The sequence below is a fragment of the Paenibacillus sp. GCM10027626 genome, from assembly GCF_042676285.1.
Lineage (GTDB): Bacteria > Bacillota > Bacilli > Paenibacillales > Paenibacillaceae > Paenibacillus_Z.
The window spans coordinates 584,854-610,093 of the sequence record NZ_JBHTHC010000002.1; the positions used below are offsets into that span (position 1 = coordinate 584,854).

Annotated in this window: 18 protein-coding genes and 1 pseudogene; 15 read left to right on the forward strand and 4 right to left on the reverse strand. The window is 50.9% G+C overall.

Annotated elements, in window-relative coordinates; translation table 11 throughout:
* Positions 1-745: 745 nt before the first annotated feature.
* The 5 genes and pseudogenes from ACFQ0N_RS06375 to ACFQ0N_RS06395 all read left to right on the forward strand — a co-directional run bounded on the left by ACFQ0N_RS06375 (position 746) and on the right by ACFQ0N_RS06395 (position 4,620).
* Positions 746-2,020 carry an ABC transporter substrate-binding protein gene (locus tag ACFQ0N_RS06375; RefSeq protein ID WP_379323967.1) on the forward strand — a complete coding sequence of 425 codons (1,275 nt, stop codon included), beginning with the start codon at positions 746-748 and terminating at the stop codon, positions 2,018-2,020.
* Positions 2,021-2,024: 4 nt separating this feature from the next.
* Positions 2,025-3,053, forward strand: a complete 1,029-nt coding sequence (locus tag ACFQ0N_RS06380; protein ID WP_379323969.1) for a FecCD family ABC transporter permease — start codon at positions 2,025-2,027, stop codon at positions 3,051-3,053.
* Complete coding sequence (locus ACFQ0N_RS06385) at positions 3,050-3,844, forward strand: ABC transporter ATP-binding protein (RefSeq protein ID WP_379323971.1); 795 nt, start codon at positions 3,050-3,052, stop codon at positions 3,842-3,844. Before ACFQ0N_RS06380 ends, ACFQ0N_RS06385 begins: the two co-directional genes overlap by 4 nt.
* Positions 3,845-3,846: 2 nt before the next feature.
* A pseudogene (locus ACFQ0N_RS06390) lies at positions 3,847-4,236 on the forward strand (ankyrin repeat domain-containing protein); the annotation flags it as partial.
* Positions 4,237-4,266: 30 nt separating this feature from the next.
* On the forward strand, positions 4,267-4,620 hold the full coding sequence (locus ACFQ0N_RS06395) for an antibiotic biosynthesis monooxygenase (RefSeq protein WP_379324299.1): 354 nt from the start codon (positions 4,267-4,269) through the stop codon (positions 4,618-4,620).
* A gap of 71 nt (positions 4,621-4,691) precedes the next feature.
* On the opposite strand, the gene ACFQ0N_RS06400 is transcribed toward ACFQ0N_RS06395, so the two are convergent.
* Both ACFQ0N_RS06400 and sigJ read right to left on the reverse strand, forming a co-directional pair.
* Positions 4,692-5,132, reverse strand: a complete 441-nt coding sequence (locus ACFQ0N_RS06400) for a carboxymuconolactone decarboxylase family protein (protein ID WP_379323973.1) — start codon at positions 5,130-5,132, stop codon at positions 4,692-4,694.
* A 134-nt stretch (positions 5,133-5,266) separates the two neighbouring features.
* On the reverse strand, positions 5,267-6,184 hold the full coding sequence (gene sigJ / locus ACFQ0N_RS06405; RefSeq protein WP_379323975.1) for an RNA polymerase sigma factor SigJ: 918 nt from the start codon (positions 6,182-6,184) through the stop codon (positions 5,267-5,269).
* Positions 6,185-6,336: 152 nt separating this feature from the next.
* Between sigJ and ACFQ0N_RS06410 the strand changes: the two genes are divergently transcribed.
* From ACFQ0N_RS06410 to ACFQ0N_RS06440, 7 genes are all read left to right on the forward strand, one after another.
* Complete coding sequence (locus ACFQ0N_RS06410) at positions 6,337-7,005, forward strand: response regulator transcription factor (protein WP_379323977.1); 669 nt, start codon at positions 6,337-6,339, stop codon at positions 7,003-7,005.
* A gap of 41 nt (positions 7,006-7,046) precedes the next feature.
* On the forward strand, positions 7,047-8,414 hold the full coding sequence (locus ACFQ0N_RS06415; RefSeq protein ID WP_379323979.1) for a sensor histidine kinase: 1,368 nt from the start codon (positions 7,047-7,049) through the stop codon (positions 8,412-8,414).
* A gap of 133 nt (positions 8,415-8,547) precedes the next feature.
* Positions 8,548-10,281, forward strand: a complete 1,734-nt coding sequence (locus ACFQ0N_RS06420; protein WP_379323981.1) for a histidine kinase — start codon at positions 8,548-8,550, stop codon at positions 10,279-10,281.
* Between the two features lie 15 nt (positions 10,282-10,296).
* Entirely contained in the window at positions 10,297-11,958 is a 1,662-nt protein-coding gene (locus tag ACFQ0N_RS06425; RefSeq protein ID WP_379323983.1) for a helix-turn-helix domain-containing protein, read from the forward strand.
* A gap of 213 nt (positions 11,959-12,171) precedes the next feature.
* Positions 12,172-13,101, forward strand: coding sequence for a carbohydrate ABC transporter permease (locus ACFQ0N_RS06430; RefSeq protein WP_379324301.1), 930 nt, complete (start codon positions 12,172-12,174; stop codon positions 13,099-13,101).
* 58 nt (positions 13,102-13,159) lie between these two features.
* Complete coding sequence (locus tag ACFQ0N_RS06435) at positions 13,160-13,996, forward strand: carbohydrate ABC transporter permease (protein WP_379324303.1); 837 nt, start codon at positions 13,160-13,162, stop codon at positions 13,994-13,996.
* Between the two features lie 29 nt (positions 13,997-14,025).
* Positions 14,026-15,405: an ABC transporter substrate-binding protein gene (locus ACFQ0N_RS06440; protein WP_379323985.1), complete on the forward strand. Its 1,380-nt coding sequence runs from the start codon at positions 14,026-14,028 to the stop codon at positions 15,403-15,405.
* Between the two features lie 51 nt (positions 15,406-15,456).
* Here the strand turns inward: ACFQ0N_RS06440 and ACFQ0N_RS06445 are convergent, their stop codons facing one another.
* Both ACFQ0N_RS06445 and ACFQ0N_RS06450 read right to left on the reverse strand, forming a co-directional pair.
* The gene (locus ACFQ0N_RS06445; protein ID WP_379323987.1) at positions 15,457-16,416 is read right to left on the reverse strand and encodes an ABC transporter permease; all 960 of its coding nucleotides are present in this window, start codon (positions 16,414-16,416) and stop codon (positions 15,457-15,459) included.
* Positions 16,409-17,338, reverse strand: coding sequence for an ABC transporter ATP-binding protein (locus ACFQ0N_RS06450; protein WP_379323989.1), 930 nt, complete (start codon positions 17,336-17,338; stop codon positions 16,409-16,411). Before ACFQ0N_RS06450 ends, ACFQ0N_RS06445 begins: the two co-directional genes overlap by 8 nt.
* A 514-nt stretch (positions 17,339-17,852) precedes the next feature.
* On the opposite strand from ACFQ0N_RS06450, the gene ACFQ0N_RS06455 reads away from it, so the two are divergent.
* The 3 genes from ACFQ0N_RS06455 (at position 17,853) to ACFQ0N_RS06465 (ending at position 25,065) form a co-directional block, all read left to right on the forward strand.
* Positions 17,853-19,724, forward strand: a complete 1,872-nt coding sequence (locus ACFQ0N_RS06455) for an EndoU domain-containing protein (RefSeq protein WP_379323991.1) — start codon at positions 17,853-17,855, stop codon at positions 19,722-19,724.
* Between the two features lie 26 nt (positions 19,725-19,750).
* Positions 19,751-20,176: a hypothetical protein gene (locus tag ACFQ0N_RS06460; RefSeq protein WP_483874982.1), complete on the forward strand. Its 426-nt coding sequence runs from the start codon at positions 19,751-19,753 to the stop codon at positions 20,174-20,176.
* Positions 20,177-20,619: 443 nt separating this feature from the next.
* Entirely contained in the window at positions 20,620-25,065 is a 4,446-nt protein-coding gene (locus tag ACFQ0N_RS06465) for an FIMAH domain-containing protein (RefSeq protein ID WP_379323995.1), read from the forward strand.
* The last annotated feature ends 175 nt before the right edge of the window (positions 25,066-25,240 follow it).

The window sequence follows — 25,240 nt, forward strand, 5'->3', positions numbered from 1 at the left end:
TAAATGGATTTTCTACAGTTCGTTTTTTGTTTGTTCGCTAGATAGCCGGACTAGATGGAAAACCTACAGTTAGAATGGGAGATAAAGAGTGGATAGACGCAATTAGGCCCGAACTAGCTGGAAGATTTCCAGTTAGACTGCAAAAATCGTCTGTTCTGGCGTATTTACCTACATAAAATCCAGTTAGTTTTTTGGGGTTTTAAGGCTGAGCCCCAAAAGGCCGGTCCGCGACCGAAGTTCCGCTATCGGCTTCCAATTGCCGCAAAAAGCCAGCAAACTTCACCATTAAAGGCTCATATGTCCGCGAAACAGCGAAATTCGACAAAATAAAGGATCGTAGGTAATTGTGGACATCTGTAAGCACGGTCGAAGTGGGCTCCACGCGGACCGTCGTAGATCCGTTATCTGTGAACAAAACAGCTAATGCGGCCGGCTCCCGGACCGTGTATCCGTTATTTGCCTTAAAACGCCGCGAAAACCCGGAAAAACCAGTAAATAACGGAACGTCTGTCCGCGTAACCTCCAAATTAGCCGGCATTCGACAAAATAACGGATCGTCTGTCCGCACGACTCACAGTTGCCCGCTTCACAAACGCCGTCAGGCGTTTTTTTGTTTTGGTTGCATGTTCTGTCATGCAGTGCAGATTTATTTTCCAACCCTATTGACTTTGATAATCATTATCAATAGAATGAGAATGGATCAATTAATTGATATTGATTATCATTATTAATGGGAGGTTGTGCAATGTTTCGCAAAGTATTGACACATGGTTTACTGGCTATGGCGGTGCTGGCCGCGCCACTGGCAGCAGGCACCGGAGGGGGCGCATCGGCGGCAGCCGCTGCCAAAACGATTAAGGTGACGCTCGACGGGAAGACGGTTGCACTCGATACGCAGCCGCGTATTGTCAATAACCGGACGCTTGTACCCTATAGCGACATTGTTCATGCACTGGGCGGCAAAGCTTCCTGGGACGCAAAAAGCAAGACGGTGTCTGCTGAGCGTGATGGAGTAACTGTGAAATTGTCGGTCGGTTCCTCGGCAGCATACATAAATGGAGAAAAAACGGAGATGGACGCTGCACCGCTTTTTGTCGGTGGGAAAACGTTTGTACCGCTGCGGCTCATTTCAGAGGCTTTTGGCAAATGGGTCAGCTTTAATAAAGCGAGCGGTACGATCGCGATCAGCAGCAAGCTTACGGTACAAACAAGTACAGGTGTCTTTACGCTTAATAAAAAGCCTTCGCGCATTGTTACGCTGTCCTCGTCGGATACGGAAATGATTTATGCGCTGGGCGGCAAAGTTGTAGGCAGGCCGACTGCGATGGGGAAAGTGACTCCCCCGGAAGCGGCTTCAGCCGTGGAGGTAGGCAGCGCCCATGGCATTTTGTTCGAGAAGCTGGCAACGCTGAAGCCTGATCTTGTCATTGCCAGTCCTTCGCTGAAAATGCAGCAGGCAACGATCGAACGGCTCGGTGCTCAAGTGATGTTCAACTCGCATAATACATTCGACGATATTCAAAAATCGGTGAGCCTGTACGGAAAAATTCTCGGTCAAGAAAGCAAGGCGGAGCAGCTGATTAAAGAGATGAATAACAAGGTTAACCAGCTTGTTAAACCGAAAACAAAGCCGAAAACATTAATCGTCTACGGCGCACCCGGCAGCTTTGTTGTGGCTTTGCCGACCAGCTACCCGGGCAACTTCCTTGAGCTTGCCGGGGGCAGCAATGTAGCGGCATCATTCCCGAAAATGGATTCCATGCCGCAATATGCCGAGCTTAGTATGGAAAGAATCGTTGCTGCAAATCCGGATTTGATTCTGCTCATTACGCACGGCGATGCCGACGAAGTCAGAACAAGCTTCAAGCAACAGTTCGAGGCGAATACAGCATGGAAAAGCATGGCTGCGGTGAAAAATGACCGTTTTGAGGTGCTGCCTTCAGAGCTGTTTGCTGCCAATCCGGGGCTAAGAGCGCCGCAAGCGATCGAAACGATTAATAAGCTGCTTAAGGCGAATTAAGCATATGTCATCGATCGCATCCAATTCAAGTGTACAGCTCGTGAAAGACCCGCGGCGTGTCCGTCATATTATACTGCTGGCAGGGGGCATAGCGCTATTGCTAGCTGCTATGCTGGCAGGCCTTATGTCGGGATCGATCCCGATTCCGGCAGGCGAAGTGTGGACGGCTATGACACAGTCAGCGGACAGCGAGGCGCGTCAAATTGTTTGGAACTTACGCTTGCCTCGCGTCTTAACCGGAATGCTTGCCGGGGCATGCCTGGCGATGGCCGGCGCATTTTTGCAAGGCGTGTTCCGCAATCCGCTAGCTGATCCAGGCATTATTGGCGTATCTTCCGGCGGCGGCTTGGCGGCAGTTGTCATTATGATTCTGTTTCCGGCACAAATTGCTTATTTGCCTATTGCGGCATTTGTTGGCGCACTGGCCGCTGCTGCCGCCGTGTATGCGCTGGCCTGGAAGGGGGGAGCTTCCCCGCTGCGTCTTATACTGGCGGGGGTGGCCGTCAACTCCTTGCTTGGCGCAGCGATGACGGCTCTGATGATTTTAAATAGCGAGAAGGTGCAATCTGTGCTGCCCTGGATGTCGGGCAGTTTGAATGGGCGCAGCTGGCCGCATTTTGAAGCATTATTGCCTTATGCCATCGCGGGCGGAGCTGCAGCTATCTTTCTCATTAAGCAGGCAAACCTGCTTGTATTGGGGGACGATGCGGCCAAGGTGCTGGGGAGCCGGGTGGAAACGGGGAGGCTGCTGATCATTCTGCTCTCCACCTTTTTGGCCGGTGCGGCAATTAGCATAGTCGGCATGGTAGGCTTCGTTGGGCTTGTTGTACCGCATATCGTACGTTTGCTTGCGGGAGGCAATTACCGGATCTTGCTCCCGTTGTCGGCCATAGGCGGAGCTGCACTTGTAGTAGCGGCAGACACAGCTGCGCGCAGCTGGTTTGACCCGATCGAGTTTCCGGTAGGTATTTTGCTGGCTTTGCTGGGGGCGCCATTCTTTCTTTATTTGTTGCGAAAGGGGCTGGGCAAATGAACGCTGCATTATCGGCAATTGATTTGAATTACGGCTATCGGGCGAATACCGTTATTGAAGGATTCGATCTGGATGTAACGCCGGGAGAGTGGCTTGGCATCGTTGGGCCGAACGGTTCCGGCAAATCGACTGTGCTGCGCATGCTGTCGAGGCTGATATCTCCCCAGCAAGGGACTGTTGCGATGGGCGGCGAGTGCATATCGGCAATGAGCACGAAAGGGATTGCCAGAAAGCTGACCATGCTGTCCCAGACACAGGAAGCTGCACTGGATATTACGGTGCGCGAATTGGTTCGGCGGGGACGAAACCCGCATTTGAATTGGTTTGAGGAATGCCGGGGGGAGCATGAGCTTGTTGTAGATTGGGCTTTGCAGGTAACAAGTATGGCCGAGCTGCAGCATCGTTCTTTGCTCGCCTTGTCCGGCGGTGAACGGCAGCGGGCGTGGCTGGCGATGTGTATGGCGCAAAGTCCGGAAATATTGCTGCTCGATGAACCGACGACTTATCTGGATATCGCGCATCAATTGGAACTGATGGAACTCATTCGCCGCTTGAACAAGGAGCAGGGCTTGACGGTCATCATGGTCCTGCACGATCTGAATCAGGCGGCCCGTTACTGCGACCGGATTGTAGCGGTCAAGGACGGGGCAATCGTCAGGGAAGGGCGTCCGTCCGAAGTTTTTCAGGTTGAATTTTTCCGTGATGTATTCGGTATTGAGGCCAAGGTGCATGATGATGACGGGGTGCCGGTCTATTTGCCGTGCGGAATTGCAAATTCGAGGGAGGGTTAACGATTATGGCGGAGAAACCGCTTGATACTGAGCTTGTACGAGCTTTCGTCGGAGCAGCGCATGCCGATTTGTCAAAAGTGCAGCAGCTTCTCGAGCAGGAACCGGGTCTGCTGCACGCAGCGATGAATTGGGGAGGAGCGGATTGGGAGACGGCGCTCGGCGCTGCCTCTCATGTTGGAAGGCGGGATATTGCCGAGTGGCTGCTGGCCCGCGGTGCCCGGCTGGATTTATTTGCAGCAGCTATGCTGGGCGAGCTGGAATTTGTCCAGGCGGTGCTGACGAAGTATCCACATTTGGTACATGTACCCGGCCCGCATCAAATTTCACTGCTGCAGCATGCCTTGATGGGCGGGGAACGGGCGAAAGCGGTGACCAGTTATATTCGCTCGCTTATTGGTGAAGAAGAAAAGGAGAAAAGTGAAATGATTGTAGTCGAAAATAGAATCGATGTTCGCGCAGGTTATGCGGATGCAGTGCTGGAACGTTTTAAAACGCCTAAAACGGTGCATACCTTCCCCGGTTTTATCCGTATGGATGTCTTGCATGCCGTCAATGCCGACGGCAATGAAGAGGTGCGGGTTTGTACGACATGGGAGAACGAAGAAGCGTTTGAAGGATGGGCGAGCAGCGATGCTTTCCGGGGTGCCCATGCCCGCCGCACAGAAGCGGCTCCCGGCAAAGAAGCAGCGGAGAACGGCCCGATCATCGGCAATAAGATGACCATATATCGTGTGGCGGCATCGCATTTTCCGGCGGCGAAACCGGCACAAGTGTGACGCAAGGAAAGGGGATGTCTCGGGTCATTTTATGACCGCTGGAGACATCCCGCACCTTAAACTACTTCCCCTTACTCAAAATCCCCTGGCTCCATACCGGTCGAGATCGCCACGCGATTCCAGTTGTTGATCGTATTGATAATAAAGATAAGCTGAATGAACTGCTCCTCGCTAAAAAATTGTCTGACCCGTTCATAAATGTCATCCGAAACGCCGGATTCACTAATACGGGTCACTGCTTCCGCCAAGGCCAGCGCTGCTTTCTCCGCCTCGGTAAATAGCGAGGTTTCATGCCAGCAGCTTAACAAGTAGATTCGCTGCTCCGTTTCGCCATATTTGCGGGCATCCTTTGTATGCATATTGAGGCAGAACGCGCAGCCGTTAATTTGCGATACGCGTATTTTGATCAGCTCGCGCAAGCCCCGGTCGATGCCGGTTTCGGAGGCATACTGCTCCGCTTTCATTAATGCCTGGAAGGTTGCCGGACTAGCCGTGCGGTAATTCATTCTCATTGTAGCCACTCCTCATCAGAGATAATTTTTGTTTATAGAATTTATATGTTTACCTGATAAATTCTATAAAATTTCAGGGGAAGAAACTTGCCTCGCGCCAAAGACGGCGTCAGCCGTTTCTTCTCACATATCTCTTAAGACAAATGAGCGGCTTGATTTGTGACACAAAAATGCTGCGCTTCACGCAATTTATCCGGATTTTTTATAAAATAGATTGCCGACAGCCGGAAATCCTCCGCTGCGGAGGCGGCGAAAGCAAAGACGCCTTCCGCCTTATTATTGCGCATCAGCAGCATGCCGCTGCTGCCGTTCACGAGGACAGGCAGAAGGCGGAGCGTTTCTTCCTGATGATGGGAAGTGATATAATAAGCCAACAGGCGGGAGACGCGATCTTTGCCATAAATCGGATTGATCGCCGTACGGACTTTGCCGCCGCCATCGCAATAAAGGGTTACCTTGTCGCTGAGCAGTTGCACAATTTGCTCGAGATCGCCGGCGAGGTAAGCTTTGCTGAAGGCCGCGCTGAGTGGATTCAAGTCAAGGGACGTTAAGCTGCACTGCTCCTGCTGCTGAGCCTGATTCATTTTTTGCCGGCTGCGGCTAAATATTTTACGGCAATTGGCCGGCGTTTTGTTGATAATGGCCGCAATTTCATCATAAGAAAAATCCAGCGTTTCGCGTAAAATAAAAACAGCGCGCTCGGCAGGGGTCAACTGCTCCATTAGAACGATGTAGGCGTACGCGATGTTTTCCTGCGATTCATACTGATCGGGCGGGGCGCTTTCGACAATCGGCTCAGGCAGCCATGGCCCGATGTAGCTCGTTCTTGTTTTGCGGGCGGAGCGCAGCTCGTTGATGCAGCGGTTAGTCACCATTTTGCAGAGATAGGTTTTGAGATGTGCAATCTGGCCGGTCTGCTGCTGCAGGGCGAGAAATGTATCCTGCACAATATCTTCGGCATCGGGGACGGAGCCGAGCATACGGTATGCGACAGCCATGAGGAGTGAACGATACTCTTCATAGAGCTGGCTGAATTGATTATTGTCCATCATGATTGGCCTCCCGCATCCTTGTTATGGATTATATGCTAATGGAATCGCTGCCGATTTGCAACGCGGGAGCAGGGCAGCGGTTCATATTGGGTTCATAAAGAACGGGTATATTCAAAAGCAAGTTACGTTCTATGGAAGTGGGGCTTAAGACAATGGTGAAATTGCTGGTAGTCGATGATGATCCGCATATTCGGGAATTGGTCAGTCTGTTTCTGAGTCAGGAAGGATTCCAAATTGTGGAGGCTTCTGATGGCGTTCAGGCGTTGGCCATAATGGAGAATGATCCGGCGGATATGGTCATTTTGGATATTATGATGCCGAATATGGATGGCTGGACATTATGCCGCGAGCTGCGGGCAATGACAGATGTGCCGCTGCTGATGCTGACAGCCAAGAGCGAGACTGTGCAGAAAGTAAAAGGCTTTGAATTGGGAGCGGACGATTATCTGGTCAAGCCGTTCGAACCACTGGAATTGATTGCCAGAGTGAAGGCGCTGATGAAGCGTTACCGGATTGCTACCTCGCAGCAGGTACAGGTGGGGGATGTGCAGATGGACCGCAAAACGTTTGAGGTGACGCTTGGCGGGCGCAGCATGACATTGCCGCTCAAGGAATTTGAAGTGCTGTTCAAGCTGGCCAGCTATCCGGGCAAAACCTTTTCCCGCGACGAGCTGATTGAACAAATCTGGGGCTTTGATTATGAAGGCGACGAGCGGACGGTTGATGTGCATATTAAAAGATTGCGCGAACGATTTCCAGAGGAGCAAAGCAAGCTGCGTATTCAGACGATCCGCGGGCTAGGCTATCGGCTGGAGCTATGAGGGAGCGACATAGATGGGTGCAGTTTGTGGGTGGCGTGCTCATGATGGTTCTCGCAATCGGCTTTAGCTGGAGTGTCGCTTATACGGCTGTTGCTTTTGTTAAAGAAAAGCAGCAGGAGCCGGCGCTCATAGCTGAGCTTAAAGGAGAAGCCCGTTTAATATCGCGGGTAGCGGCCGATACGGCTGATGAAACTGCGCGGGAGAGGCTGCTTGCAGATATTGCGCAAACAAAGAAGCTCCATATCTATTTAGCTGAGCGTTCGGATCAGGGGACTGTGAGCCATTTTGGCGGCGAAGCAGCGGGGCCGGCATCGTTCCGGATTTCGGAGGAGGATGCCAGGCAGGTGGAACAAGGGGCGGTCGTCGACCATATTCAACGTTCTAAAGTAACGATGGACGGCTATGCGATTGTCGGCGTTCCGCTCGAGCTGGACCATTTGACAGGCTCCTTATGGATCAGGGAGGACATCCCCGGTATATTCACGGGCTATGGCAGGCAGCTGCTCAATGTATATCTGGGCATTGCGGTGCTCTTTCTTATCGTACTTATTATGCGGCCGTGGCGCAAAGGCATGCAGGGCTGGGTGGAAATATTTACAGCACTCCGGCGTGTATCGAAGGGCGATTTCAAGTTCAAGCTGCAGCAGAACAAGCATATGCCCGGGCAGCTGGGCGAGCTGGTGAAAATTATTAATACGATGACCGAAGGATTGAACCAGATGGAGGAAGTGCGGCAAACGTTTATTTCTAATGTGTCGCACGAAATCCAGTCGCCGCTCACCTCGATCCGCGGCTTTGCGCGTGCGCTGCAGCAGGAAGGGCTCAGCCAGGAGCAGCGCAGGCATTACTATAATATTATTGAGACAGAGAGCGGCCGGTTGTCCAAGCTGAGCGACAATTTACTTAAACTAACATCGCTTGAGTCGGAGAGACATCCTTTTGAGCCGAAGCCGTACCGGCTCGACAAGCAATTGCGCAGTATCGTACTTGTGTGCGAGCCGCAATGGCTGGAAAAAGACATTACGATCGACATCGAGCTTGCGGAGACGACGATTGAAGCCGACCAGGATCTATTGTCGCAAGTATGGATGAATTTGATCAGCAACAGCATTAAATTTACCCCGCAAGGGGGGACGATTGCAGTAGCAATTGACCGGAGAGGGGCAGAGGTCGCGGTGACGATCTCGGATAGCGGAAGCGGAATTCCGCCGGCAGACCTGCCCTTTATTTTTGAACGCTTTTATAAAGCGGATAAAGCGAGGGAGCGGGCGGCTGGCGGCAGCGGCCTCGGGCTGTCGATTGTAAAGCGCATTGTCGAGATGCATGGCGGCTCTGTTAGTGCGGCAAGCCCTTCGGTGAAGTTTTCACGCGGTACGGATATTCGGGTCGTTCTTCCGCGGCGGCTGTAATCAAGGCGTGTATGGATCAAAAGTGAAGCAGATTGGAAGCTCTAGCTTGTCATTTCAGGCTAGAGCTTTTTGTTGTACTATAGTGGTGTATTCGAGTCATTATTACAAATTATGGGAGGAGATGGTTGGTTGAATGTTGAGCCGGATGTGGAGTTCGCCTAGACGGAAAATTTCACTCAGATTAGCGCTGTATTTATTTATTCTTAACGGTTTCATTCTGATTGTGAACAGTACAGTTGGCTACACATTTATTCGTGATGTTATCAAGCGGAATACGGCTTACTACGCAGAGCATTACATTGGCTCACTCAACAATGAATTGAACTTTTATTTCCGGGATTTGGAATTGATGACACAATCGCTTTATTACATAAATCCCGAGCTGTTTTACCGTCTGGATGAAGAGCAGCGGCAGACTGAATTGCGCAAATATTTGGAAGGGGTACGCAACGGGCGCGATTATATTGCCGACATTATTGTGATGAGCAATGATCTGGAGGCGGTCGGTACCTCCCCTTTCCGGATGGATCAGCTGCAGCGCTCGGATATTTACCGGCTGATGATGGGCAGTGTAGGGGAGCTGGTCATGACGCCGACGGGGTATTCAACGATTTTTCCATACAGGGGCGGTGAACAGCCGCAATTAATATTTGTTGGACGAAAAATTGTAACGGGGAGCGAAAATCGCGGACGTACAGAAGGGTTTGTAATCGTGTCGCTGAAGGCGGAGCGGATTACGGATATTATTCAAAAGCGGGAAAAGCGTTACGACGAGCGGCTGTTTCTGGTCGATCGCCGCGGCTTTATGATGGAGCCGGCCAGTATAGGCGACCTTCCGCATAACGGGGAGGAAATGCTCAAGGAGGCAGGGGGCGGCGAGCCATCCTTTACGCGTTTTGGTCATCTGATCGTGACGGGCAACGATCCGAAATCGCAGCCGCTCAATATTGTGGGCATTATTCCGGAGGAAGCGCTGTTAAAGGATGCGACGATTATTTTGAAGCTGCAGCTTGCATTAAACTTCGCATTGCTTGTGATCGGCATGACGCTTGCCTTTATTTTGTCCTACCATTTTTTGAAGCCGATTGTCCGATTGGCCAAGTTTATGAGCAGCATGGGCAATTTGGGCAGCGAGCGTCTTGCTCCCTATCCGGCCCGCAGTGGCGCGAAGGATGAGATCGGGTTACTAATCGTTAGTTTTAACCGGATGATATATCGGCTGAAGCGGACCTCGCAGCGCGTGGAGGAGGAGCGGCAAAAGCAAAAAAAGGCCGAGCTGCGCGCTCTGCAGGCGCAAATTAACCCTCATTTTATTTACAATACGCTCAACAATATCCGCTGGCTGGCGCGGATGGGGCAGACGGAGTCGATTTTCGATATGTTGACCTCGATGAATATTATTCTAGTTAGCGCTTTCCAGCTGGAAAAGCCGATCATTACAATTGGCGAGGAGTTGAAGCATCTTGCAGCCTATGTGGAAATTCAGCAGCGGATTTATCCCGGCCAATTCAGTGTTGTGTATGAGCTGGAGGAGCATGTGAAGGACGGGAAAATTGCTCGTATGAGCTTGCAGCCGTTAGTGGAAAATGCGATTTTTCACGGCATATTGCCCAAGCGCGAGGCGGGTGTCATCTGGATCAAGGGCTGGCAGGAGAAGGAGCGGATTGTTCTAAAGGTCATTGACAGCGGAGTTGGCGCGATGCAGCCGGTACCGGCAGACAATCCGGCGCGGGAGCATGTGGGAATGCGCAATGTAGACAAGCGAATTCAACTCTATTTTGGCGAGAGTTATGGCGTTAAGTGGGAGAGCCGCCCGGGAAAAGGGATGACGGTGACGGTAATCTTGCCGCTGGACAAGCAGCAATAAGAGGGAGGAAAGGCGATGCATGTCATTATTGTAGATGATGAAGCGATTGTTCGTCACGGTATCCGCCATTCGGTCGATTGGTCGGAGCTTGGCTTTGAGCGTGTAGAGGAGGCGGCACATGGCCTTGAGGTGCTGGATCATTGGGAGGAATGGCAGCCGGATGTGATCGTCACCGATATTAAGATGCCGGTAATGGACGGCATTGCGCTCATCCGGGAAGCGAGGAGGCGCGATCCGGAATGCATCTGTATCGTCCTCAGCTGTGCCGATGAATTCGAGCTGGTAAAGGAAGCGCTGCTAGTAGGGGCAGCGGATTATTTGTTGAAGATGACGGTAAGGCCGGAAGAGCTGATGGATTGTATGCGCAAAATTACGCAGGAGCACCGCAGCCGTGTGCGGGTCATGCAGGAGACAGCGACCATCAATGAGGGAGAACGGCGAACCGCTTTTTTTCGTCAGCTGTCCACAGGACGCTATAATCCCGATGAAATCGAAGAAATGGCCAAGCAGTGCGGCCTGCAAGGGCGGTTTGAAGTCTTTATGATTGCCGTTCTGCAAGTGAAGGGAGCAAGGCAGTCGAGAGGAAAGATAGAGGCTTTGCGGGACGAGGCCTGGTATCGGCTGGGCGAATGGCTGGCACAGGAGGAGAAAAAGCAGACCTTTTTGTGCTCTCAGATCGATGATGGAGAGTACGCCTTATTATTTGAGATGGAGCGGGCGGGCAGCAGCGAGGATGAGGATGCGGCGGTGTGGGCGTATCATCACAATTCCGCCTTGGCGCGGGATCTGCAGCAGCATCTGCATCCATTGCTGCAGCATTGCTCGGAAGAGCTGGGGCTTGAGGTACGCTGCGGCGTCAGCAATGCAGGCGGAGGGCTGCAGCGCTTGCAGCGGGCTTATCATGAAGCCAAAACTGCAGTGAACGATCATCTGTTTCGGCAGCAGTCGGCCGTTTTATTGTATGCAAATCGGCATGATGAGCCTCCAGCCCGTTCCAGCACAGCGGTGCGCGCCCAATTCGATCAAGCCTTCCGTCAGCGGCTCACGCAAGCTCTGCTGACAGGCTCGCTGGAGGAGGCGGAGGAGACGATTGATCATTATTTCGGCTTGTTATCTGCAGGCAACTGCACGGCCGATACGGCGCGCGACTGCATTGACAAGGCGGTGGCGATTTTGAGTGTAGCAGCAATGGAAATGAGCTGTCTGGCAGGATGGAGCGAGTATCGGCTCGTCGAAGATTTTGAAGGCGAGGCGTTCCCGCTATACTGGAGCTGTCCGGAGACAGCGGCCTATTTGAAGCGCTACTGCCGTTACTTATTTGCCGCCCGGCATACGCAGCGGCATAAAGGAGAACGAAATGTTGTCCGGCAAATTCGCGCTTATATGCAGGAGCACTATCAGGAAAAAATTACACTTGAGCAGATGGCGGCCCGCTTCTATCTCAACAAAAATTATTTGAGTCAATTATTTAAGGTGGAGGCGGGCATTAACTTTACCCGTTATTTGAATGCGGTCCGGGTGGAAAAGGCAAAGGAGCTTATTTTGCATACATCGCTTTCGATCCAAGAAATAGCGGAAATGACCGGATTCGGCGATTTTCGTTACTTTAGCCGTGTATTTCGTGCACATACCGGACAAAGCCCAACAGAGTTCAAAGCGGCAAAAACCGGAAAATGATCCACCACCGGCTGGATTTTGTCCACATTGCGGAAACAGAGTTTGCCGGCGCCGCAAGATTTAGCTGAGTTTTGTGCTATTGCTCCCGTATTCTGACCATAGGCCGCCCCATGTTGTGCCCATTACAATAAAAGTAATCACAGACCTATTGGCATCAGTGAGCAAGGTACAGCAATAGTGTAAGGGGTTTCAAAAATACCGGAAGGGGGAGTTATTATTCAAGCTCAAGCAGCGAATCGGGCGGGCAGACGCAAGCTGTTGTCGCACAAAGATTGGACAGGGTACGCCTTCAGCGCTCCACTGCTGCTCGGGGTAATCGTGTTCGCGGTTTATCCGATGGTTGCCGCACTTTTCATGAGTTTCCAGCAGACAAGCGGCAGCGGGGCCACCGCCAAGTGGGCCGGGGTTAGCAACTACAGCTATGTGCTCAGTGATTCGGTTTTTTGGAAATCGCTCTACAACACCATGTTTATGGGCTTGCTGTCGATGATTTGCGGCATTTGCATCTCCTTTATTCTGGCCAGCCTCATTAACAGCTTGCGCTGGCATTTCGGCAAAAATATGTTTAAGGCAATCTACTTTCTGCCGAATGTCGTATCAGCTGTTGCAACGAGCCTGTTGTTTTCCTTTTTGTTCTATCCGGATGAAGCGGGGCTGTTCAATTATGTGCTGGGCCTGGTCGGCATAGGGCCTCTCGGATGGTTTACAGATGCTCAGTTTTCCAGATTCGGCATCGTGCTGATGAGTATGTGGGGGGCATTGGGCTACAACACCATTATCTTTTTGGCCGGCCTGCAAAGCGTGCCACGCGATCTGTACGAGGCAGCCGAGGTTGATGGGGCCAGCGCTCTGCACCGGTGGCTATATATTACGATTCCCTATCTGCGTCCGATCTTTTTCTTCATGATCGTTATGGGGACGATTGGCGGGATGAAGCGGTTTACCGATGTTTGGCTGATCGGGGGGACGGCCGGCAATCCGGACGGAAGCCTGATGACCTCGGTGCTGTATATTTACCGCAACGCCTTTCTCGCCTCGCAGATGGGGGTGGCGACCGCCGCATCGTACTTGCTTTTTATCATTATTTTAGTGCTTACGATGCTGCTTATGCTCTTGAACAGACGCGCAAACAGTTGGGATTAGAGGAGGGCTTCGGGTGGCACATGTTGGAGTGGCGCATGATGGCGCGAAGACGCCTGCAATAACAGGGAGAAGAGTGACCGGACAATGGCTGGTACTGCTCATTCTGACAATGGGCTCGATCGTTATGATTGTGCCTTTTCTATGGATGCTTATTACAAGCTTCGACTGGGGAGCCAGGCTGAATATTACATTCCCGCCGAAGCTGTGGCCGGAGGAGCCGTCGATCAAAACGTATAAATCGGCGTTCACGACGATTCCGATGCTAAAATATATTTTCAACTCGCTGCTAGTTAGCGGTGGTGTCATTATCGTCAGTTCGCTTTCCGCATTATTATCCGGCTATGCATTGTCCAAGCTGCGGTTCAAAGGTGCAAATATTGTACTGCTGCTCGCTTTAAGTACGATGATGATTCCTTTCGAAATGACGATGATTCCGCAATATTTGCTGTTCAGCAAAATTGGGCTGATCGACAGCTATTGGGCGTTTTACTTGCCGGCGCTCAATTACGCCTTCGGCACCTTTCTGGCAAAAGCCTTTATCGACCAGCTGCCATCGGCCCTGCGCGAAGCTGCTGTGATTGATGGGGCTCGCGAATGGAGCGTGTTTTGGCGGGTTTATTTTCCGCTTTGCACACCGATTATTGCAACGATGATCATTTTATTGTTTTTGGGCGTATGGAATGACATGCTGTGGCCATTGCTGGCGCTGACTTCGGCAGCGAAATATACGATTCAAATCGGGTTGGCGATGTTTACGTACAATAACGGGATCAATCAGCAGCCGGCCATTATTATGGCGGCCACTACAGTCAGTCTGCTGCCTGTCATTATCGTTTATCTCTTTTTACAGCGCTATATTATTGAAAGTATTGCTCTTTCTGGTATTAAGCAATAAGCATAAAAAGATGCGAGAGGGGTATACGGATGAAAAAATGGATGATGATCGCGATTGCATGTATATTGGCCTTTACATTGGCGGGCTGCTCTTCGAATAGTGACAATGCCATTACAGACGGAGCTGAAATCGGGAAAGTATCGGATATGAAAGGGACGGTACGCGTAGCGCTTGCCGGCTGGAAGCTGGAAAACGGGATCGATCCGCTGACAGGCAATGAAACGATTGGGCTTACCGATTATTTGAAGGCGACCTTTGACAAAATGTATCCGAATATCAAACTGGAAGTGTTCCAAATTCCATGGGAAAATGCCAAAGCCAAGCAATCGGCTATGCTGCTGTCCAAAGATGTGGATATTTTGTACACCGGCGGTGCCTTCGCCTCGCAATGGTATCAAGATGGACTGCTGCGCGATTTGGACGATTTGATTGCGGCCGACAAGTCCTTTGATCCGTCGATGTACCTGCAGGGAATCTGGAACAACTCCTACAGCACCAAATCGCCTGATGGCACCAAGCAGTTCGGTATACCGGCAGTGCTCGGCCGGCGCCTCATTGTGTACGATGCGCAGTTGTTCAAGGATTGGGGCGTCGACCCGCTTTCCGCCAAGCCGACGCCGGCGGAGGTGCTGGAAAAGGCGAAGAAGATGACCGGCAAAAATCCGAAAACCGGCGAGCAGAATTACGGTCTTTTCTGGAGCGGCAACTCGCTTAACGGCTCTACCTTTGTCGCCTTGACATTGGCTTTCGGAGCGAAGGGAGCGGAGGGCAATCTGAACGATATTAAAAATATAAAATGGATGCTGAACACGCCGGAAATGGTGCAGGTGCTGGACTGGTTGAAGGAAGCTGCGGCGTTGCCGCCCAAAGGGTTTATTAATGCGCAGGGGGCTGAAAACTTCGGCCTGAACAAAAATAATATTGCGATCGGCCTTGACCAAAGCGGCGGTTCGACGATGAGCGAATACCGGGCGAAAAAGGATGGCGCTCTGCTGGACCGTTTCCCGTCGGTTATGAATTTGGGGCCGAAGGGCGAGGGCTGGGTAGCGGTCGACCCATTCGTGATGGCGAAGGATGCCAAGGATGTAGAGGCCTCGTGGGAGGTACTGAAATTTTTGTCCGGCTATGAGACGCAAAAATATATGTACCGCAATTATTCGAATACGCCAACGCTGAGGGATGCGGATTTTGTCGATGAGAAGGACCAATATGTGAAACGGGCGCTTGAAGTTGCCGAGGTTGCCCACTCGGAGCTGATGGATGAGGCCAATCCATTCTTTATGAGCGACATCGTGCCGGCAGTGAACGGTTTTATTAGCAAGGCGGCGGCCGGCAATGCGCCCGATAGTAAGACATTCCTTGACGAATTGCAGGCGCGCGCGGAAAAATGGACGGCGAACTTGAAATAAACGCGCAAAAATGGAGCAGGGTCATAATCCCTGCTCCATTTGCCTGTGAATTTAAGCTGCAACGTCTCTTTTCGTAAAGAGCAGCCAAGAAATAATATGAAAGACGATGAAATAGATAGCAAGTACAATGATCGAGAAGCCCATCGTCATATCCGGACGCAGCGGTGTTCCTGTCAAGTATTGATTAAGATTGATATTGGCAAATAAAATATATTTGACCCAATCATATTGGCTGAAGATGCCGGTAATCGTGTTGCCGATAAACATGCAGGCCAGCGACAGGGCGATGGCCATGGAGGCGCTGCGGAATGCTGAAGAGATCATAAAGGCAAACGTTACATACATCAGCAGCTGGACGAGCGACATGGCATAGCTTGTTAAAATGACGAAAATCATCGAACGCTCATGAACAAACCCGTCAGACCCGACGTATAGGTCAACCTGGCTGACGCTGGAGAAGCCGGACATAATCGCACCGAGAATGAACGAGGTCACCATCGTTACGATCGTTAAAAATAGCGCATAAAGCAAAGTTGAAGTATACTTGCTGAGCAATATTTTCATTCTTGAAGCGGGCCGGATCAGCAGCAGCTTTATCGTCCCCCATGTAAACTCGGAGGCAATCATATCGGCAGCCACTACAATAGTAAAGACGATGGCCAAATAGAGGAAGCTGGATTGGATATTCATCGTGTCCCACAATGTGTCTTTTTCCGGGCTGATATTATGTTCCAGCCGATACTCGTTGATTTTGATCTGTTCTTCGAAGAAGCTTCGTTGATTTTGGTTGAGCTCTCCGTTCTCTTTTAATGCTTGCTTATAGTTTGCAATGGTTTGTTCAACTTCAGATTTCCAATTACCAGATGTATCTTGTGAGTACCCCCCAGTATAGGACATAATAATGGTAAAAGCGACGAGTGCAAATACAATAAAGGCAGCCATGACCCAGTTGCGCGGGCGGCGATAGATTTTCATGTTTTCATTGCGAACGAGCTGTACGAAACTAGACAATTTGCTCACCTCCGGTAATTTCCAAGAACTGATCTTCAAGCGACTTCGCTTTGGATTGAATGCCATAAAGCTTAACTCCAGCCGAGACAAGGGCAGCAGCCAGTTCCGGTATCTGCTCCCTTTCGATCATAGCGGTCAAGCGGTTTTCCTCGATGACCAGGCTGGAAGCGTCGATGTCGTCCAAGGCAGCAGCTGCGGCAAAGGCATTGTCCGCAGAGTCGATCTCGAAGGATACGCGCTGCGTCGTTGTTTCGGCCGTTTGCTGCAGTGAACGGACATCGATCAGCTTGCCTGTCTGAATAATGGCCACCCGGTCGCACATCAACTCCATCTCGGAGAGGAGATGCGAGGAAACGACGACTGACAGGCCTTCCTTGTGCGCCAATTGGCGCAAATAATCGCGCAGCTCGCGAATGCCGGCCGGATCGAGCCCGTTCGTCGGTTCATCGAGAATTAGGAGAGACGGCTTATGCAAGATTGCTTGGGCGACGCCAAGCCGTTGGCGCATCCCGAGCGAGTAGCGTTTCACTTTCTCATGGATCCGGTTTTTTAGTCCGACCAGTTCGACTACTTCGTCGATCCGTTTATTGGTCACTCCTGTATTCATGCGTGCGTAGTGTATCAGATTCTGATATCCGGTCAGAAATTTGTACATTTCCGGATTTTCGACAATTGCGCCGATCTGAGTCATCGCTTGCTCGAAGTTTTTCTTGATGGACATGCCGTTGACGATAATTTCCCCTTCGGTCATCGCCATCAGCCCGACAATCATCCGGATTGTTGTGGTTTTACCAGCCCCGTTGGGCCCTAGAAAGCCGAATACTTCTCCTTTGGGCACATCGAAGGACAAATGATCCACAATCGTTCGTTTGCCGATTTTTTTGGTCACCTGGCGTAATTGTAAAATAGGTTGATTGCTCATAATACCCTCCCTAAATATTCCTTCTTATCTGCTTGGTTTAGTATACGGGAATTTGACTAGAGTACCTACGTACCGGGGTTGGGGAAAAAGCTAGACTTTGGTCGAGGGGGATAGCCCGTTTTGGGAACGGGGATCAATATTCACCGGAATAATGGGCAAAATTGGATGTTAAGGCGCGATATCAAAATTTGAGACCATCGCCTTTTGCCACATTTTACAAGAATGTCTATAATACTAGTATCCCGCAAGAAATAGGATAGGTACATGACATGGCCGGACCGTTGTCAAGGGAGACGTCCCGCTCGCACGAGGTCGGCTTTCAAAGGAGGCGACCATAGTAAATACGATCTGGTCCATTCGAACCGGAATTCGGGAATTCCTTGAGTCCATCTACCGAATTTGCCAAGCCTGGATTGCGAAATACCCGTTTATCAAAACGGCGTATACGATTTTTTCATGGCTGTCGCTGCTTGCGTTTGTGTTGAGTTTGTTTTTCGTTAAAGAATCGCGAACCATGATGGTTCAATACTTATGGTCGTTTTATGTGCTGCTGCAATTTTGGTTTCTGTGCCGAAGCAAAACGATGCCGTGGAAGTCGATCGTTCTGTTCGTTCTGGCAGGTGTTTTTTTTGTCGTACCGTTCACGACGCTTACGGTCAATGCTCTCCACATGCTTTTCGGCGGAAATACTTCCAACACTTGGTCGATTGCCGTTATTACGCCGATTTTTGAAGAATTGTGGAAGCTTCTTCCGCTCGGAATATTCCTGTTGTTCTCGCGTCGAGCTTCTTCCTTGAGTTTAAGCGATTACACGCTCATCGGCGCGGCGACAGGCGTCGGCTTCCAACTGATGGAGGAGCTTTCTAGAAGGTGGCTGAATCCCGGCATTTTTGGGGAAAAGTTTGGCTACAGCTTTACGATGCTGGGTGGCGAAACAATCCATTGGGACTTTTTCTCGCTGTTTCCCGGGCGTTTCGAAGAAAGTCTGTTTCCGACGCTAATGACCGTCGGTCATCCCGTACATACTGCTATGATCGCGCTTGCGTGCGGAATGGCCTATCGGCTGCGGTCAAGACTGACGAGATGGGCTTTCCTGTTCCCGGCAATCATGTTGCTCTGGTCCATCCTGGATCACGCGGCATATAACGGTCAGCACAAGTTGCCGGACTGGGTGTTTCAGCTTCATGATTGGACAGGCAGCGGTTATAAAACTCAGCCGGCATTCTTGCTGATGCTGGCCGCATCAATCGTTGCCGATTACTGGTCGCTTAACAAAATACGGAACCGCCTTCCGGTGCTTCCTAACGAGCTGCTTCTTAATCCGTTCTCCGAGCTGTGGAATATGACCCGCTCTTTTTGTTTGGATCGGGGGAAGTTCATATATTGGCTCGGCTTTTACCGGGAGCGCAGGGAACTGGGATTTCATTTGCTCTACGGGAACGAGGAAGCGGCTGAGCGGCAGGAGCGTGTCCAGGCTCGGGTGAAAGCTCTTTGCCAGGTGCTGACCGGACTTGCGGTGATTCTGCTTGTTGCCGGTCTGTTCACAGGCATTGGGGCTCATACAGGCGGAGGGGAAACGGCATGTTTCGCCTGCATGTTCGATTCGCTGCAAGATTGGTGGGATCGGCTGGAATGGTATGAACAGGGTGCGATCGTGCTTGGGGTACTTGCCCTGTCAATGTTCTTCGTCGGATTCTGGCCGGCTTTAGGCTTTGCGATGACAGCAGCGGGAGCCGCCGGGAGCGGACATGAGACTGCCGGTTACATCCGCGATCCGAAGAAGCTGCTGACTCCCGAAAAGGCGCTTGCCGTGGCTGGAGGCATCGTACTAAACCGAATCCCGTTCGGCAAAGTGCTGCGATGGGCGGGGGCGAAAGGGCGCGGTTATGTGCGCAAGCTTTGGGATAAGCTTGGTTCAAGGAAGCCAGCTGGTAACGTTCCGAATAAATCGAAACTTCCAAAGAGCGTAACCGTCATAGATGCTGCAATGCGGGAGAAAATATTGGAGGGACAGAGAAAGCTCCCGAATAGGAATGATTATATAGGCGGACATTCTCCGAAGATAAATAATAAGAACCCTAAATACGCAGTTCAAGAAATGAAAGTTAATGCTGATGGGACAAGAAAGGTTAAATTCACCACACAGTTTCCCGATGGAAATTTAGCTAAAATTAAAACGAGTACATTATTCCCTGATACATGGTCTGATGACAGCATAATTTCAGCTGTGAAAAAAGTCGGGGATACGCCAAGTGTTGGACAGAGAGCTGGATTGACCCTTCATAGAAGTACAGTGAATGGGGTGGAAATAGAAGTGATAAAAGATGGAGATAAGGTAATTTCAGGATTCCCCACTGGCGGTGCTCGCACGACAGGATTCAACTAATGCGTAATTTGAATAATCAGAAAGAGGTGACTAAATTGTATAAAGAATTAGATGAACTTATAACGGAATATCAAAATTCTACTGATTTTTGGTATGACGTAGGATGTGTAATGGCGTCTGAAACGTTATCGAAGTTCAGACCGCAAGATTGGGAGCAATTATCGGATGAAGTACTTAACAAGCCGCTAGAATGGCAGATAAAACTGGCGTATTGTCTGGACAGTAACTGTAATATGCACGAACTGAACATTCTATTGTCATTGATTAGTCTTGAAGATGAGGAGCTATTCGAGACTTGTGTGGATACGCTAAGGAGTTTTACGACCGCAGAAAGCAAGAAAATGATACTAAGTAATCCAGATATATTACAGCGAGTTAATGATTTGATCCCAAAATCTGGGACGGCAGTAAAGAGAATGCTCGAAAACTTTCTTGAAACCATTCATTCATAAAGGGAACAGGGCTTGCATTTAATTAGCGCCGGCGACCTTCGCTGAATGCTGGGAGCCTGCCACTCGTTTTTTTGCACGCCCAAATATTCGTTCTACAAGAAATCTAAAGTGAACGATAGTGGAGGAGCTGCCGCGCAGGCAGCTCCTCCTTCACTATCATAACCTTTGATAGTACCATGATTTTCATGCTAGCACTAAGAATAAGTTCGGTATTGATCCATCTGTCTGCGGGTCAGTCAGGGAAGTCATTATTTTACTATGCGAAAGTCATCATTCTATCCTATTATTTCGCGATAATTTCTACTAATATGATTTTTGAAAGCGGTTTCAAGTAAAAGGAGGTGAAGGACAGAACATTTATAATCTATATAAAGTACTTAATGTCAGGAGAGTCATGTAATATCGGGAAATGGTCAAATTGCGATGCGGGGGAGAGTTTGAAGATGAGTACAGACGTTCGTAAGCCAAGTAGACGAAGACGCGGAAAAAAACGGAGGCAGGCGACTGCATTACTGCTGTCAATCATGATGCTCCTGACAACGATTGCAGCGGCGGGCCGGCCGCATGTGATCTATGCAGCAGGGGCGCAGCCAGAGGCTGAAAGTACCGGCAGCGACACGATTGCCGGCGTCAAGACACGTTCCACCCTGTATACGCCGGCGAAGGTTGCCGCTGCCCGTACGAATGCAGCGACTTATAAGTGGGCTGCCGCTATGAGAGATGCGGCTGTATCCAAGGCTGACCAATATTTGGCTATGGGACTGGAAAAATTGTGGTCGTTTGTGCCCGGTCATACGCTGCCCCGCAGCTATGGCGTAAATCAGGCGCTCGGCAGCCCGGTTACCGGCAAAGAGATCGATAAATACGGCAACTACCCTTATAAAGCCGATCCGATCAATAAGCCGTGGAAAATTGTCGATCCTTCCAGCGGCTACACGTTTCCGACCAACGATTTTGGCGCCTACTATGAAAGCGGGTTGGATGAGCATGGCATTTTCCAGCCGGAGCTGGCAGACCGCAGCTTGCTGGTCAATACGCTCTACCCGGAGAAAGGGCCGACATGGGGAGTGGATGACGGCTTTGGCTGGGTCAATGAGCAAGGAAATCGTTATACCTTTATCGCTTACTATGTGCACTGGTTCAGCTGGTACAGCGCTACCGGACTAATGAACGATGCGCTGAACAATTTGCGCGACGCTTATTTGTTTACTGGCGATATCAAGTATGCCAGAGCGGGCCTTGTCTTGCTCGACCGGATAGCTGATGTCTACCCGGAGATGGATATAACCGAGCATGATGGAACGGTCTTTCTCAATTCGCATGGCGGGACAGGTGTAGGCAAGGCGGTGGGGAAAATATGGGAAACGACGCTGGTGAAGGATTTTCTGCAAGCGTATGATGCCTTTTTTCCGGCAGCTGACGATGCACAGGTCGTGCAATTTTTGAGCGACAAAGCAGTGGCATACCGGCTGACAAACCCGAAGACGAGCGGGGGTGCGATCCGGCGCAATATTGAGGACGGCATTGTCAAGCAGGTGTATCCGGGCGTGAAAGCTGCGCAAATACACGGCAATGACGGTATGCATCAAAGCGCTTTGGCTATGGCCGCAGTGGTTTACGATAAGCTGCCGGAGACGAAGGAATGGCTCGATTTTGTTTTTCAATCCGGCGGACTTGTCTCTAATCCGTGGCGGGTGACTGGCGGCAATATTTTCAATTCGCTTGTGAGCGAAGTGGATCGCGATGGAAACGGCAATGAAGCCGCTGCAGGCTACAACGCACTATGGCTTTCCGGTCATCAGCAGACAGCCGATATTTTGGAGGGCTATGACAAGTACCCGGAGGCCGATTTATATCAAAATGTAAAATTCCGCAGCATGTACTCCGCGCTGCTGCCGCAAATTTTTATTGAACGCTATACGAATAATGTCGGTGATTCCGGCAGTACCGGGAATCCGGGAATATCCATAAAGATGTCCGACATGGTCAAAGCATTCGACAAATTTGGCGATCCGATTTTTGCGCAATGGGCGTATAAGCTGAACAATGATTCTGCGGATGGCATTCACCGGGATATATTTGAAGCGAACCCAGAGCAGATTGGCGATAAGATTCGGGCAGCTATTGCTGAATATGGGACGCTGACTTTGGATAGTGTGAATGAAACCGGCTACGGATTGACGGCGATGCGCGCCGGCCGCAATGTAAAGAAAAACTTTGGGTTCTCCTACGGTTTTCCGTCTATGACTGTCGCGCAGTCAAATGCGGACTATAAAATTTTTGACAGCTCGGGAACGTTGCAGTTTGAGGCATTCGATACGGGCGCGTTCATTGAGTTTACCTTCGATGTCCCCAAAAGCGAGCAGTACGATGTGGATTTGCTGCCGTTCCGGGCGCCATCATACGGAAAATATCGCATAACGATCGATGGGCAGCAATTGACAGATTATGATTTTTTTGGCGCTTCCACAGATGAATATGTAACACTGGGCCGCTTACAGCTTGCTGCGGGCACGCATCACATTAAATTTGAAGACATCGGCAAGCACGAAAGCTCAAGCAATTATAAAATGGGCGTTCGGCGCCTTGCGTTGCTTGATGCGGCGGCACGAGCCGAGCGGGATAATAACTCGTCGCAAAAAAATACGTTGCGGGACGTCACCATGTACTACGGCCGCAGCTCCGGCCACGGCCATCGCGATACGCTGCAAATCGGGCTGCATGGCTTCGGCCTTGATCTTGCCCCGGATCTTGGCTACCCGGAATTTGCCGACTCTGTCGACATGCATCGTGCGCAATGGGTCAATAATACGATAAGCCACAATACAGTAGTCGTGGACAAAAGGAAACAGGAGCCGCAGCATGTGGGCCAGCCGCTGCATTATGACAATAGCGGTTCTGTACAATTGATCGACGTAGCGGCTCCGAAGGTATATCCGCAAACCGAGCGCTACCGCCGTACAACAGCTATGATTGAAGTTGATGACGGGAACTCCTATGCGGTAGATTTTTTCAGAGTGAAAGGCGGCAACGACCATTTGTTCAGCTTTCATGGCGCGGATGCAATCGTGTCGACTGAAGGCTTGTCGCTGACGAAGCAGGCAGATGCCCAAGGGGAATATGCAGGTACTTACGCCGGAGCAGATGTACCGTTCGGACAACGGGTTGACGATGTTGCCGGGCCAAACTACATGGGCAGCGGCTTCCATTGGCTGAAAAATGTTGACCGCGACTCCGATCCGGGGGAAATGTTCAGTGTAGATTGGCAGCTGAAGGATACGTGGAATGTAGACGGGAACGGAGCGGGAGCTCAGACAGATGCGCATCTTCGCTTAACGATGCTGGGTGAGCTGGATGAAGTCGCGCTTGCAGACGGTGTGCCGCCGCGCAATAAACCGGGCAATCCGCCGGCGCTCCGCTACTTGCTCGCGAAGCGGACAGCCACCGGCGGCAATCTGGACAGCATATTCACCTCTGTGCTGGAGCCGTACGAGGGCAGCCGGTTTATTGCTTCAATCGAGCCGGTAGCGTTGACGGTTAATGGCGAGCCTTCAACGGGAACGGAAGCAAGAGCGCTGCGGGTAACATTAAAGGACGGCCGGATCGATACTGTTGTGAGCAGCCTTGATCCAGACATGGAATATACGGTTGACGGCAAATGGCTTTTCAAAGGTGTGTTCGGTGTATATAGCGAACGTAACGGCGAGGTTGTGGGCCGCTATGTGCATGATGGTACACGATTTGATCCGGTTGGTGAAGGGCAGGAGGCTGCTCCGGCAGCATTGACAGGTACGATTGACAGCTTTACACGTGAGCTGTCGATGGACAATGAACTAATTGTAAAGATGGATTTGCAGGACGTCAATTTGGCGGCGTTAACCGGGTCGATGATTGTGATTGAAAATGACGGAGTGCGCAACGCTGCCTACATGATCCGCCAGGTGACGGATTTGGGAGCAGGACGCTACCGGATTGATATCGGTACGAAGACGACAATACGCGGCTATGCGGACGCGAATGATTACAGTCGGGGCTATCTCTACGATGTTGCCGAGGGCGCAGCTTTCCGGATTCCGCTGACGCATCAGATGAGCGGATTGAAGACGCAAGCAGCAGTAAGCGGCGACCTGGGAGATGACGGACAATGGTATCGCAGTGCGGCGACGGTTACGCTTGAGGTTTATGGGGCATCAAGCTCACTGGAGCGGATCGAATACCGGGTGAATGACGAGCAAAGCTGGCAGCTCTATACTGCTCCGCTTGTTTTTGAAGACGGCCGCCATAAGCTGTATTACAGATCAGTTGATAAAACAGGGCGTACAGAACCGATGCAAATGATGCAAATTCAGGTAGACCAAACGAAGCCGACGCTCAAGCTGCTGGCAAACGGCGAGCAGGCAGAAAACGATATGGAATTAAATGTGAGCGATGCGGTGGTCTGGTCAGCCGATGGTGCCGATGAGTTATCTGGCATTAAGCGTGTAAGCATAACTGTTGACGGTGAAGCGTACGAAGCGGGCACACCGGTCAACTGGCTCAGCCATCCGGGCGAGCATGTTGTCACGGCAGAAGCGGAAGACCATGCAGGCAATATTGCAGCACAGACGGTAAAGGTGCAAGCTGTCGTTACGGCGGCGTCGCTGGCCGCTCAGGTAGAAGCATATTTTACGGCAGGCGCGATGGATCATCCGCTGCATATGCAGCTTGCCAATGCCGCTGAGTCAGCAGCAAAACATGCGGGCCAAGGGAAATGGCCGCAAGCAGTCAGCGCTCTTGAGCGATTTTTGCAGCATCTTGATAAGAAAGCGATGAATGATGCCGAAGCCACAGCGGTGATGAAAGCGCAGGCCACCTGGCTGCAGCAGCAGTGGAGCGGCTTCATGTCCTAAACCATTATCCAATATAATATAGAAGACAAAGGCTCGCCCATAGTGGCGGGCTTTTTGGATAAATTTTGGCTGGTGTGGCCTAATCTAACGGATGCCTCAGCCGCTATTTGCGAAAATTCGACCGATTTGAAATTGTAACGGAACTGTGAGCCCCTATTTGATGATATAGAGCCCG

What these genes read in the sequence shown, in the direction of transcription:
- ACFQ0N_RS06410 (WP_379323977.1), top strand. Translation starts at nt 6,337, where the DNA reads ATGGTGAAATTGCTGGTAGTCGATGATGATCCGCATATTCGGGAATTG.
- ACFQ0N_RS06455 (WP_379323991.1), top strand. Translation starts at nt 17,853, where the DNA reads ATGATGGTTCAATACTTATGGTCGTTTTATGTGCTGCTGCAATTTTGG.
- ACFQ0N_RS06415 (WP_379323979.1), top strand. Translation starts at nt 7,047, where the DNA reads ATGATGGTTCTCGCAATCGGCTTTAGCTGGAGTGTCGCTTATACGGCT.
- ACFQ0N_RS06425 (WP_379323983.1), top strand. Translation starts at nt 10,297, where the DNA reads ATGCATGTCATTATTGTAGATGATGAAGCGATTGTTCGTCACGGTATC.
- sigJ (WP_379323975.1), bottom strand. Translation starts at nt 6,184, where the DNA reads ATGATGGACAATAATCAATTCAGCCAGCTCTATGAAGAGTATCGTTCA.
- ACFQ0N_RS06395 (WP_379324299.1), top strand. Translation starts at nt 4,267, where the DNA reads ATGATTGTAGTCGAAAATAGAATCGATGTTCGCGCAGGTTATGCGGAT.
- ACFQ0N_RS06380 (WP_379323969.1), top strand. Translation starts at nt 2,025, where the DNA reads ATGTCATCGATCGCATCCAATTCAAGTGTACAGCTCGTGAAAGACCCG.
- ACFQ0N_RS06420 (WP_379323981.1), top strand. Translation starts at nt 8,548, where the DNA reads ATGTTGAGCCGGATGTGGAGTTCGCCTAGACGGAAAATTTCACTCAGA.
- ACFQ0N_RS06385 (WP_379323971.1), top strand. Translation starts at nt 3,050, where the DNA reads ATGAACGCTGCATTATCGGCAATTGATTTGAATTACGGCTATCGGGCG.
- ACFQ0N_RS06440 (WP_379323985.1), top strand. Translation starts at nt 14,026, where the DNA reads ATGAAAAAATGGATGATGATCGCGATTGCATGTATATTGGCCTTTACA.
- ACFQ0N_RS06400 (WP_379323973.1), bottom strand. Translation starts at nt 5,132, where the DNA reads ATGAGAATGAATTACCGCACGGCTAGTCCGGCAACCTTCCAGGCATTA.
- ACFQ0N_RS06450 (WP_379323989.1), bottom strand. Translation starts at nt 17,338, where the DNA reads ATGAGCAATCAACCTATTTTACAATTACGCCAGGTGACCAAAAAAATC.
- ACFQ0N_RS06375 (WP_379323967.1), top strand. Translation starts at nt 746, where the DNA reads ATGTTTCGCAAAGTATTGACACATGGTTTACTGGCTATGGCGGTGCTG.
- ACFQ0N_RS06465 (WP_379323995.1), top strand. Translation starts at nt 20,620, where the DNA reads ATGAGTACAGACGTTCGTAAGCCAAGTAGACGAAGACGCGGAAAAAAA.